Annotated in this window: 8 protein-coding genes; 6 read left to right on the top strand and 2 right to left on the bottom strand. The window is 47.4% G+C overall.

Translation table 11 applies throughout. The annotated features are described in order from the left end of the window. Nucleotides 1-118: 118 nt before the first annotated feature. Both pulA and AC0J5I_RS14995 read left to right on the top strand, forming a co-directional pair. Complete coding sequence (pulA, locus tag AC0J5I_RS15000; protein WP_475301641.1) at nucleotides 119-2098, top strand: type I pullulanase; 1980 nt, start codon at nucleotides 119-121, stop codon at nucleotides 2096-2098. Nucleotides 2099-2237: 139 nt separating this feature from the next. Then, a complete protein-coding gene (locus AC0J5I_RS14995; protein WP_475301637.1) occupies nucleotides 2238-3050 on the top strand; it encodes a Cof-type HAD-IIB family hydrolase in 813 nt (270 codons plus the stop codon). A 113-nt stretch (nucleotides 3051-3163) separates the two neighbouring features. Here AC0J5I_RS14995 and AC0J5I_RS14990 read toward each other — a convergent pair whose 3' ends face one another. Next, nucleotides 3164-4261, bottom strand: coding sequence for an FUSC family protein (locus tag AC0J5I_RS14990; RefSeq protein WP_475301633.1), 1098 nt, complete (start codon nucleotides 4259-4261; stop codon nucleotides 3164-3166). Nucleotides 4262-4549: 288 nt separating this feature from the next. Here AC0J5I_RS14990 and perR point away from each other — a divergent pair, with 288 nt between their 5' ends. Next, nucleotides 4550-5038, top strand: coding sequence for a peroxide-responsive transcriptional repressor PerR (gene perR, locus AC0J5I_RS14985; RefSeq protein WP_475301629.1), 489 nt, complete (start codon nucleotides 4550-4552; stop codon nucleotides 5036-5038). A 116-nt stretch (nucleotides 5039-5154) separates the two neighbouring features. Here the strand turns inward: perR and proC are convergent, their stop codons facing one another. Continuing rightward, complete coding sequence (proC, locus tag AC0J5I_RS14980) at nucleotides 5155-5973, bottom strand: pyrroline-5-carboxylate reductase (RefSeq protein ID WP_475301626.1); 819 nt, start codon at nucleotides 5971-5973, stop codon at nucleotides 5155-5157. A gap of 226 nt (nucleotides 5974-6199) precedes the next feature. Between proC and AC0J5I_RS14975 the strand changes: the two genes are divergently transcribed. From AC0J5I_RS14975 to AC0J5I_RS14965, 3 genes are read left to right on the top strand one after another with little or no spacing between them, the layout of a single operon-like run. Then, complete coding sequence (locus AC0J5I_RS14975) at nucleotides 6200-7903, top strand: alpha-glucosidase (protein ID WP_475301621.1); 1704 nt, start codon at nucleotides 6200-6202, stop codon at nucleotides 7901-7903. An 11-nt stretch (nucleotides 7904-7914) separates the two neighbouring features. Further along, nucleotides 7915-9225, top strand: a complete 1311-nt coding sequence (locus AC0J5I_RS14970) for an alpha-amylase family glycosyl hydrolase (protein WP_475301619.1) — start codon at nucleotides 7915-7917, stop codon at nucleotides 9223-9225. Between the two features lie 21 nt (nucleotides 9226-9246). Beyond that, nucleotides 9247-11526 (top strand): glycoside hydrolase family 65 protein, encoded by a 2280-nt coding sequence (locus AC0J5I_RS14965; protein ID WP_475301615.1) that lies wholly within the window; start codon nucleotides 9247-9249, stop codon nucleotides 11524-11526. The last annotated feature ends 594 nt before the right edge of the window (nucleotides 11527-12120 follow it).

The raw sequence follows: 12120 nt of genomic DNA, 5'->3' as shown, positions 1-12120 counted from the left end.
CTGTGTAGGTCCGAAGCTATGTATTTCACAAATATGCAGGCAAATTTGGAGACCGCCGCACGATAGCCATCCGCATAAACGCAATTTCATTAGCAAAGAGATTTTTGGAGGTAATATCATGTACATACAAGTTGATGAACGGAAACGGACTGACGTTCTATCGACTACTTATTATCAAGATAACTTGGATAATTTAGATGATCGACTAGGGCAATTTGTGCAGTCGCCTGTTTTTGATAAAAAGTATTCATTTGATGGAGAATTGGGAGCAATCTATACACCGCAACGAACTATTCTGCGGCTATGGGCCCCGACTGCGCTCAGCGTAGAAGTAGTTGTTTATGAAAGTCTGTATCGCAAAGAGAAAAGAAGACACATGATGGGCAAGGGCGGAAGAGGAACTCACGAACTTATTATGATTGGGGACTATGCGGGCACGGCCTATAAATATGCGATTACTTTTCCTGATGGCAAAGTCGTCGAGACGGTTGACCCTTATAGCTACGCGACCACAGCAAATGGAGAACGCTCGGTCATTTTGGATGCAGCCAACACAAATCCGAAAAGATGGGCAGCCCGTTTGGAGCCGATTGCTTCACCAGTCGACGCCATTATTTATGAATTACATATTCGTGATTTCACGATTTCCCCAACAAGCGGGGTTACAAACAAAGGCAAATTCCTTGGAGTTGTCGAGGAAGGGACTTTCTCTGTGGATGGCGACAAGACAGGGTTGGACTACCTTACAGAATTGGGTGTGACCCATGTCCAGTTTTTGCCGATGGCGGATTTTTCCACAGTCAACGAGCTGAAACCGTTGGAACAATATAACTGGGGCTATGATCCACAGAACTTCAATGTTCCGGAAGGATCCTACGCAACTAATCCTTATCAACCGGAAGTGCGCATCCTTGAGATGAAGGAAATGATCCAAGCATTGCATGATGCTGGGATTCGCGTCATCATGGATGTTGTTTACAATCATGTTTTTTTACCGAAACTGCATGCTTTGGAAAAAACTGTACCTGGTTATTATTTCCGAAAAAATGCTGACGGAACGCTCTCTAATGGGACGGGTGTCGGTAACGACACTGCTTCGGAGCGTTATATGATGCGCAAATACATTATCGACAGCATCGCATATTGGGCGAAGAACTTTCATATGGACGGATTCCGCTTTGATCTGATGGGAATCCACGATATCGAAACGATGAATGAAATCCGTGTCGCATTGGATAAAATTGACCCTTCCATCATTATGCTTGGTGAGGGGTGGAATTTGAACACCAATCTTCCTCCTTCCGAAAAGGCTGTCCAACAAAATGCGGACCGCATGCCTGGCGTGGCTCATTTTAATGATGCGTTGCGTGAAGCAATCAAAGGGTCAGACTTCAACAGCGGGAACGATACCGGTTTTGTCACTGGCAAACCGTTCATGGAAGGCTGGATTGCTACCAATCTGCAGGGGGGTGCGTATTATCCCGCTTGCCGAGGAAATTACAAGACTCCTGCTCAAATTGTGCAATATGTGGAGGCGCACGACAATCTTACGCTTTATGACAAATTGAAGATCTCGCTGCCGTGGGATGAGGAAGATTCACGTGTGCGGCGTCACCTCTTGGCAAGCAGCTTCGTATTGTTGAGTCAAGGCATTCCGTTCATCCATGCAGGGCAAGAGTTTATGCGCACAAAGAACGGGTTGGAGAATAGCTACAATGCGCCGGATTCAATCAACCGAATGGATTGGCACCGCCGTTTTGAGATGAAGCAGGCTGTGGAATACATGAAAGGTTTGATTGCATTGCGCAAACGGGAGCCGTTATTCCGCTTGCAAACAATTGATGATGTCATGGGGCACATGAATATCCTGAAAGCAGATTATCAGATTGTTGTCTACCAGCTCGAAGATACGGAAAAATTATACTACGTCATCTTCAATGGTCAGACTAACGCAATCGATTTTGATGTCGAAGGCGGGGACTACAGAGTGTTGATTGAGGATGGGAAAACGAACTTGGATGAACCGAGAACGATCGAAGGACTATCCCGCATCCGGGTGGAATACTTATCCGTTACAGTACTTGTGAAGAATAAATGATGGTAGTCCGGGCGGTCGTCTTATTTGAGGCGACCGTTTTATCATTCCGTCTGATGCAAGATTGTCACATCCCGAAGCAATTTTTGGTACAATATACAAAGTAGGATGTTGCACGATAATGATGAGGTGAGGTATACAAATGATAAAAATGATAGCGATCGATATCGACGGTACATTGGTCAACGAACAGAAAGTAATGACGCAAAAGGTGAAGGATACGATCCAAGAGGCAATGCGCCGAGGCATCAAAATCGTCCTCTGCACCGGCCGTCCGCCTGCGGGGATCAAACCTTACGCGGATGAACTGGGATTCGGAGAGCATGAGGACTACATCATTGCGCAGAATGGCGCCTATATTCTGCGGGCGGACACGGACGAAACGGTCTACAAAAAAACGTTGACGCTTGCTGAAGTGCAGGAGATTTACGAATTCGGAAAAGGGTTTTCAGCGGGAACGCTCTTGGTGGGTGAACACCATTATTACAGCATGGAGGATGAAGTGACGGAATCGATGCAGAAGGATGCCACTCTCGTCAATATGGACATCAGTGTATTGGATTTTAAATCGGTAACCGAAGAGATGGGTTTGATGAAGATCCTTTACATCGGCGAGCCAAACGAGATTGATGTCATCGATTCCGCCATTCCTGATAAGATGCGTGATGACTTCTATATCGTCCGCAGCCAGGATTTCCTTGTGGAAGTGATGGAGAAGAACTCGAACAAAGGCACCGCGTTGACTAAATTGGCGGACCATCTGGGGATCGCGATGGAAGAAGTGATGGCGCTGGGAGACGGCGAGAACGATTACGAAATGATCCAAGTTGCCGGTCTGGGTGTTGTGATGTCCAACGGAACCGATAATCTGAAGAGCATTGCGAATGAAATTACCTTATCAAACGAAGAAGATGGCGTGGCCCACGCTATTGAGAAATGGGCTTTCCAAAGCTAGACTCATCAAATATTTTCGGAAACAGATAAAAAGAGGCGCGCAGTCGACCAGAAACTACTCTTGGTCGCTTGCGTGCCTCTTTTTGCTGCCGCCGGACAAGCCGTAACGGCAGGTCAGTGGATGATGTCTTCGATATTTTTTATGTTTTTGGATTTATTGCCTGGCGTTGCTTTGTAGCTGCGGACCAATTTGTTGAAGTGGACAAGATCGTCTTCGTAGGCCAGGATGGCACTCATCAGATGAATGATGCCGTAGCTTTCGGAACTGCTGTATTTGCCGAAATCACTTTCTTCCTGGGCGCGTTGGAAAAAGACGTCCATCATTTCGTGGCGCTGGGCCTTGTCAGCTTCAAAGAAATTGACTTGATTAGCCCGAACGCGTCCGCTGAATTTTAGCATGATCTGTTCATGGCCGCTCATCAAGGTTTCCAGGCGTTCGCGGATCATGATGCGCATTTCGACAGGGAACTGGTAGAAAACATTTTCGTAATCATGCAGAACTTCGAGGACATGGAAAGCGGAACGGGTCGTATGGATCATTTTGCGGTAGACGACCAGCATCTTTTTGTTCTGATATTTGTTCGGTTTGTTGAACAGACCGCTTTCGGTCAAGTATTGATAAAGGTTGTCCATTTTTTTGAGCTGCGTGCGTGCCCATTTCAGATCGTTGTTCATGATGGAATATTCGGTGTTTTTGCGCAAACCGGCACGGATCCAAATCAGGAACTCCGTAGTGGCATAGTCCACAGTGTGGTACAGGCGTTCATCGTACCGCGGAGGGGCGACGAATGTATTGACCAAAAAGGCGATGATGACGCCGACGAATGTTTCCAATACGCGGTAGGTTGCACTTAACAACAAGTTGTCATCCGTGCCGACCATGATGACGATCAATGTCACAATCGACAGCCCAATCACGTCTTCGAGCTTGAGGGCATTCAGGATGGCGATTAACAGCATGACTGAAATGCCGAGGAGATAGATGTTATATCCCAAAGTCATCACGACAAAGACCGCGACCAAACCGCCGATCGTGTTGGCCATCATCCGGCTTTTCAGATTTGCATAGGAACGGCCGAGGGAAGGCTGGGTGGAATAGATGGCTGCGATGCCGGCGATGACGCCTCCGCCTTCGAATCCGAAGTATTGGGCGACGATCATTGATAATGCGACGGCGAGACCCGTTTTAAAGGTGCGGGCGCCAAGTTTCATAAGTTTCAGCTCCATGTCAATAATTTGTGTAGATGACTAATAATAGCTATTCAAGTTAAGGATATACCAATCCGGAGCCTGTGTAAAGATTGGATGGAAGTATCCTGAGTCAAGTATTGCCTTGCATCCGCTATCATGTGCGGCGAGATAATAAAAAGTAAGTATTTTTGTGAATGTTAGGGGCTTATGTATTGCTATTTTTAGCAAATCGATATATGATGAACTCAGCAAAATGTAAATTATAATGACTATCATATACAAGTGATTCCAGAAGAGGGGGGATACACCATGCACCGCACAGTCGTAAATGATTCAATCGAAAAAATGAAAAATGCAAATATCCGAATTACACCGCAACGTTATGCCATTTTGGAATATTTGGTCGAGTCCAAGATGCATCCGACAGCTGATGATATCTACAAAGCATTGGCCGATCGCTTTCCGAACATGAGCGCAGCAACTGTTTACAATAATTTGAGACTTTTTGTAAAAATCGGTTTTGTGAAGGAGTTGGCTTATGGAGATGCTTCAAGCCGATTCGACTTCAGCAATACGCAGCACTATCACGCCATTTGCGAAAGCTGCGGAAAAATCGTCGATCTTTATTATCCGGTATTGGATGATGTGGAGATGGTCGCCGAGAATTTGACCGGTTTCCAAGTCAGCCATCACCGCATGGAAGTCTATGGCATCTGTCCTGAGTGCAAGGAAAAAGGGGTCCAAAAAGAAGACATCGCTGACGGAGCCGAAGCTGCCGGGCATCACCACCATCATTAACAAGTATATAGCGAAGAGCTCTTATTACTCCGCGATTGTGGGGTAGAGCTTTTTTTATAATCAAAACGAACCTCCTGAGCGCATGCAACAGCTCAAGAGGTTCGTTTTGGTTAGATTCAGTTCTCTTTCGGTTTGCTCATAGCGATGGATTTGTCGATGGTGGTCTGGACTGCTGAAATGACAGCTGATCGGAATCCATTTTTTTCCAGTTCCGCAACGGCTTCGATTGTCGTTCCGCCCGGGGAGCAGACCATATCCTTCAGTTCGCCAGGGTGTTTGCCGGTTTCCAACACCATTTTTGCGGAACCAAGTACTGCCTGTGCCGCAAATTTATAGGCTTGTTGGCGAGGCATACCGCCGCGGACGGCGCCATCGGCCAAAGATTCGATGAACATGAAGACCAAGGCCGGAGATGAACCGCTGACGCCTGTCACCGCATCCATCATGTATTCCGCAACCATTTCACTGCGCCCGAAGCTGTCAAAGATATTTTTGACATCTGTCAGCTCCGCAACGTTCACTACTTCATTGGCGCAAATCCCAGTCATACCTTCACCCACCAAAGCAGGTGTGTTCGGCATGGCACGGACTACTTTCACTTTGCGGCCGAAGCGTTCTTCAATGTCACTTAAGCTTTTGCCGGCTGCGATCGTAACGACTACGACATTTTCCTTGATGGCTGTTTTGATTTCGTCGATGACGACATTGTAGATATTCGGTTTGACGGCCAAGAAGAGGATATCCGATTCGGCTGCCACTTGGCTGTTGTCGGCTGCGATGCGGATGCCATGTTGCTCCTTCAAGGCTTGGAGGCTTTCGTTGTCTTGGCTGGATACGATAACCTGGTTTGGTGCAACAAGCGCCGAACCAACAAGTCCGCCGATGATGGCTCCGCCCATGTTCCCGCTGCCGATGAATCCGATTGTTTTTTTCATAAGTTAGGACTCCTTTTGGATGATGAGTAAGTTAGTTTGATTGCTTTAACTTCATCATTATACCAAGGAAATGGGGGAATCGTACAGAAAATGATGAAGTGCTCCAACGTATGGGTATCTAACCGCGAATCATCACACCCTAAATTTGTATTTATTCTGGTCTTTGGGTAAGCTTAGGGTAGTAATTATTATCGCTAGTTTTTATTGGAAAAGTGAGGTTTTTGGTATGGGTAATGTGCGCGAATGGTGGCATGGTTTGATTGTTTATCAAGTATATCCAATGAGTTTTCAGGATTCCAACGGGGATGGTGTCGGGGACATCCGCGGCGTAATCAACCGCTTGGATTACATTCAAAATTTGGGCGTCAATATGATTTGGCTGAATCCGATTTTCAATTCGCCCAAAGTTGATAATGGGTATGATATTTCCGATTTTCTGGAAATCGATCCGATTTTCGGGACGATGGCTGAAGTTGAAGAGTTGATCCTAGAGGCGCATAAACGCGGCATCAAAGTTATCTTTGATTTTGTGATGAACCATACTTCGGAAAAGCATCCGTGGTTTCAAGAAGCCTTAAAAGGGAAAGGCAATCCGTACCGCGACTATTACATCTGGGCGGACGGCAAAAATGGCGGGCAGGATTTGCCTAACAACTGGGAATCGTTTTTCACTGGAACTGTCTGGGAAAAGGAACCATCCAGTGATCAATATTATTTCCATCTGTTTGCGAAGGAAATGCCTGATCTGAATTGGGACAATCCGGAAGTGCGGCGCGCGATGGTTGACATCGCCTTTTTCTGGCTCGACAAGGGCGTAGACGGTTTTCGTTTGGATGCTTTCATCCATCTGCAAAAGGAAGAAGGTTTTCCGGATGTGGAAGGGCTGGATGAAGGAGAAATCGGACTGGCTGAAAACTATTATGCCAATCTGCCAAAAATCAATGAATATATGAAATTCTTCACCTCGACTTTGAGGGAACGCTATCCGGCCACGTTCATCGTCGGGGAAGCGGCCTCGGCTACCGTCGAACTGGCGCGTTCCTATACGGATCCCGTTGCTGGCGGCTGTGACACAGTCATCACTTTCCGTTATTTCACGATGGATGAAAAGTCCAAAGACCCGCGCCTTTCCTCGAATATGCAGAAGACGAAGCTGCTGTACGGCGCCTTCAAGAAAAATCTGCAGGAGTGGCAGAAAGTCATGGCGGATGTCGGCGGTCCGACCCTTTATTGGAACAACCACGATATGGCTCGGGTTGTTTCTCGGGTCGGGGATGACACTCTTTACCGCGATAACAGCGCCAAAATGCTCGCGGCTCTTATGTATCTTCAAAAGGGCATTCCATTCATCCTGAACGGGGAAGAACTTGGAATGAAGAACCTTTATCTGAATGACATCAAAAATTTCCGCTCACCGGAAGCGCAAACGTTCTACAAGGATGCTCTTGCGTTGGGTTACAGTGAAGATGCTGTTCTCTACAATCTGCGGGAAAGTTCCAAAGACGCCAGCCGCGGTGCGATGCAATGGGATCAGTCGGCTTTTGCCGGTTTTTCGACGGTTGCCCCCTGGAGCGGCGTCAACGTCGAACCGGAATACAACGTAGCGGCAGAAGAAGCTGACTTCGACAGTATCCTGCATTTTTACCGAAAAGTATTGGATCTTAAGAAAACAGATCTGTTCGTCGAAGGGGAATATTATCTCTGGGAGACGCACGATGATTTCTTTGTCTATGAGCGCGTAATAGACAAAAAAGTCGGTTTGGTCATTTGTAACGTCACGGACCAACCGCGCGAATTTGTGCTTCATCCGTTGGAACAGCACGGTTACCGCCAGATTTTGTTACAGAATGAAGGGAACTGGCTCGATGGGGAAACTTTGTACCTAGCACCTTACGGGGCCGCTGTTTTCCAGATTGATTACAATAGTTAAGGGGAATCGTTATGGCAAAGGATACACTATTGAACTTACGGAATGAAATCATCTATTGTATATATGTGCGAAACCATACACCTGAAGGGACTTTTGCAGCACTCCTGCCGGATCTGCAACGGATAAAAGGGTTAGGAGCGGACACCATCTGGTTCATGCCGATCCATACAATCGGCGAAACGAAGCGCAAAGGTGTGGAAGGCAGTCCCTACGCTATCAAAGACTACCGCGCTGTCAATCCTGCATACGGGACGATGGACGACTTCAAAACAGTGGTTTCCGCGATCCATGATTTAGGCATGAAAGTGATGATTGATGTTGTGTATAACCACACGTCGCCGGATTCATGGCTTGTCGAACAGCATCCCGAGTGGTTCTATCGCCGACCAAATGGCGAAATGGGCAACAAAGTCGGCGAGTGGTACGACATTGTCGACTTGGACTACACTCATCCGGATTTATGGGATTATCAAATTGAAACCTTGAAGCAGTGGGCATCGCTTGTGGACGGCTTCCGGTGCGATGTAGCGAGTCTCGTGCCTTTGGAATTTTGGATCCGAGCCAGAAAGGAAGTCGCGGAAGTCAAAGAGGGTGTCATCTGGTTGGCCGAGTCGGTCCACCCGAGTTTTCTGAGGATGAATCGGGACCGCGGCAATATCGGCCATTCCGACAGCGAATTGTATGAAGCCTTCGATATCACCTACGACTATGATGTGCACGATTTCCAGCAGGCTTACTTCTGGGGAGAAATCAGCTTAAAAAACTATCTCGAAGTCCTTCTGTTTCAGGATGGCATCTATCCCGTAAATTACGTCAAACTGCGTTTCTTGGAGAACCATGATCACCCGCGCATCCGTTCGAAGATCGAAGATATCAGCAGATTGCGGAATTGGACGGCCTTTACCTATTTCCAGAAAGGGACCTTGCTGCTTTACGGCGGACAGGAGACCGCGACGGCACGTCTGCCAGATCTGTTCGAAAAGGATCCGATTGCGTGGATCTATGAGGAGGAACTGACGCCCTTGCTGCAGCGGCTGCAACGTTTCAAAAGGGAAGTGGCCGTTCGGGACGGGAGTTATGATCTGACAGCAGCCCTGGGATCGGAGACGGTAATCGGCTACTACCGGCTTGTGAATGAAAGGCTAACAGGCATCTTCTGCTTGGACGGGATAGCTGCCAAGGTTGCTGTCGATTTGCCGGATGGTATTTACCGGAATCTGTTGGATGACCAGGAGTACAAAGTCCGGGAAGGCATGCTGGAGACACGAGGCTTGCCAATATTATTCAAGAGCTATGGCGAAGCGCTGCTGACGGAAGTCTGAATTCGGAAAGAAGGACTGTCAATGAAAAGACTATTTGATATCGATCTATGGAAAATAAAGACGGCAGTATTCGATAAAGAAGACAAGCGGCTGCAGGAAAGCTTGACCGCAATCGGCAACGGTTATATGGGAATGCGCGGCAATTTTGAGGAGGGCTATTCAGGAGATACTCATGAAGGAACCTACTTGGCGGGTGTCTGGTATCCCGACAAAACGCGTGTGGGCTGGTGGAAGAACGGCTACCCGGAATATTTCGGGAAAGTCATCAACGCCATGAACTTCATTGCTGTAGGCATCCTAATCGACGGCGAACCGCTTGATTTAGCGAAGCAACCTGTCGCGGATTTTCACATGGAATTGGACATGCGCCTTGGTGTGCTGAACCGCAGCTTCATTTGGAGAAGTGAAGGTGGTGCTGTGGAAATCAAATTCACTTTCCAACGCTTCGTCAGCATTTCCCAGAAGGAACTTAGCCTTGTGCGGGTAACGGCCGAAGTGTTGAAAGGTTCTACTGATTTGGAATTCCATCCGCGTCTGGACGGGAACGTCACGAATGAGGATGCGAATTACGAGGAAATGTTCTGGGAGGAAGCCGGCCGTACGTTGGATGCGCCTGTCAGCCTGAGCGCCAAAACGATTCCGAATCCGTTCGGTATCGAGCAGTTCACAGTCACAGCAGCGATGAGCAACCGTGTTTCCGGCTTGGGGAAAACCGGTAGCAACGAAAGCGGCCTTTTAGTAGAAGAAACTTTTTCCGGACTCGTTTCCGCGGGTGAAAAGATTGTTTTGGACAAGTATGTCGCTGTCATCACCAGCCGGGATATTCCGGATGCTGAGCAGGCTTTCATCGCCAAAAAGATGGCCAGTGAAGCAGCTGAGGAAGGCTACGCTGCGCTTCTCACCGCGCATGAACGAGCTTGGGAGGCAAGATGGACGAAAGCTGACGTGAAAATATTGGGCGACGACGAAGCGCAGCAAGGGATCCGTTTCAATCTTTTCCAGTTGTTCTCCACTTATTACGGCGAAGACGAACGCTTGAACATCGGTCCGAAAGGCTTCACCGGCGAGAAATACGGCGGCGCCACCTATTGGGATACGGAGGCATACATGGTGCCGATGTACCTTTCCGTGGCCGATCCGAAAGTCACACGCCAGTTGTTGCGCTACCGTCATCAGCAGTTGCCGGGTGCTTTCCACAATGCACGCCAGCAGGGGCTGAAAGGCGCTTTGTATCCGATGGTGACTTTCAACGGAATCGAATGCCACAACGAATGGGAGATCACTTTCGAAGAAATCCACCGCAACGGGGCGATTGCGCATGCCATCTACAACTATACGAACTACACAGGGGATGAAAGCTACCTGGTCGAAACAGGGATCGATGTCCTCGTTGGCATTTCCCGTTTCTGGGCGGATCGGGTCCATTTTTCCAAACGCAACCAAAAATACATGATCCATGGCGTTACTGGCCCGAACGAGTATGAGAACAACGTGAACAACAATTACCACACCAACAATATGGCGACGTGGACACTGCAGTACACGTTGGACGCACTCGAAAAAGTGTCCCCCGAGAAATGGGCAGAGCATGGTCTGCCGGAATCGGAAACGGACCATTGGAAAGACATCATTGCCCGGATGTACTATCCGCATGATGAGGAACTGGGCGTTTTCGTCCAGCACGACACATTCCTTGATAAGGATCTCCGTCCTGCCGATACGTTGGATCCGAGCGAAAGACCTTTGAATCAGCACTGGTCATGGGATAAGATACTCCGTTCCCCGTTCATCAAACAGTCCGATGTGCTGCAGAGCATCTACTTCTTGAATGACCGCTACAGCATGGAAGAAAAGAGACGCAATTTTGATTTCTACGAACCGATGACTGTGCATGAGTCTTCCTTATCGCCGTCCGTGCATGCCGTCCTGGCTGCGGAACTCGGAAAGGAAGAAAAAGCGGTCGAACTGTATGCGCGCACCGCAAGGCTGGATCTGGACAACTACAATAATGATACGGATGACGGGCTCCACATCACTTCTATGAGCGGTGCCTGGTTGGCAATCGTTCAAGGCTTCGCCGGAATGCGTGTGAAAGCGGGCGTTCTGCATTTCAAACCATTTGTTCCAAAAAATTGGCAAGGCTATGACTTCAAAATCAATTTCCGCGGCAGCTTGCTTGATGTGGAAGTGATCGGGGGAGAAGTGACCCTCACGGTTGAAGAAGGGCCGGAGCTTGTTGTTTACATAAATGATGAATTGGTGCAAGTGAAAGAAGCTGTCGTCGTCAAGATGAAGCTGTGATCGAATGGGGGCTGCTGGAAAGCGGCTCTATTCGTTCGCAAACTGCAATGACTACCTGAAAAAATTCAAATAATTTATAAAAACAGGTAATTTCCGCTTGCAAAGCAAGCGCTTACATGATATGATTACAGTGTAAAGAAGGAAGGATATATAATCCGAAAGGGTTATATATAATGAATTCTTTACATAGAACCAATTGAAGTTCTTGCAGTTTATGGTTTTAATTTCATTCATGATCGAGTAGAGATTTCCAGTATAGACCCGAAAAATCTAGAAAAGATTCAACATGACAGATTGAATGAAAAAAGTAACGTAGCAGCAGAAAAGATTTAGATTAGCTTGAAAAACTAAGAAAAATTGATTTAACCTGTGAAGTTAAAACCGTAATAGGATGGATAAAGGTTCAGAAGCGAGAAACATTTTAGGCGAGTAAACTTAAAGTGTTATCTCAAAGAAGATTCGTGTTTAAATGTGAGTGGCGAGATGCCCCGTTTAAATGTTTGATGAATCTTCAGTAATACAACTTCATATTGTGGCCATGTTCCTCATTCAGTGGAAAAGAAGTCCGGAAGTTTGTAAGACTCACATGAACGA

This window comes from Trichococcus sp. TS_SC_9 (genome assembly GCF_056156325.1).
The sequence above is the reverse complement of the archived record's forward strand: the minus strand, read 5'-3'. Positions and strand labels throughout refer to the sequence as shown.

What these genes read in the sequence shown, in the direction of transcription:
- pulA (WP_475301641.1), top strand. Translation starts at nt 119, where the DNA reads ATGTACATACAAGTTGATGAACGGAAACGGACTGACGTTCTATCGACT.
- AC0J5I_RS14995 (WP_475301637.1), top strand. Translation starts at nt 2,238, where the DNA reads ATGATAAAAATGATAGCGATCGATATCGACGGTACATTGGTCAACGAA.
- AC0J5I_RS14990 (WP_475301633.1), bottom strand. Translation starts at nt 4,261, where the DNA reads ATGAAACTTGGCGCCCGCACCTTTAAAACGGGTCTCGCCGTCGCATTA.
- perR (WP_475301629.1), top strand. Translation starts at nt 4,550, where the DNA reads ATGCACCGCACAGTCGTAAATGATTCAATCGAAAAAATGAAAAATGCA.
- proC (WP_475301626.1), bottom strand. Translation starts at nt 5,973, where the DNA reads ATGAAAAAAACAATCGGATTCATCGGCAGCGGGAACATGGGCGGAGCC.
- AC0J5I_RS14975 (WP_475301621.1), top strand. Translation starts at nt 6,200, where the DNA reads ATGGGTAATGTGCGCGAATGGTGGCATGGTTTGATTGTTTATCAAGTA.
- AC0J5I_RS14970 (WP_475301619.1), top strand. Translation starts at nt 7,915, where the DNA reads ATGGCAAAGGATACACTATTGAACTTACGGAATGAAATCATCTATTGT.
- AC0J5I_RS14965 (WP_475301615.1), top strand. Translation starts at nt 9,247, where the DNA reads ATGAAAAGACTATTTGATATCGATCTATGGAAAATAAAGACGGCAGTA.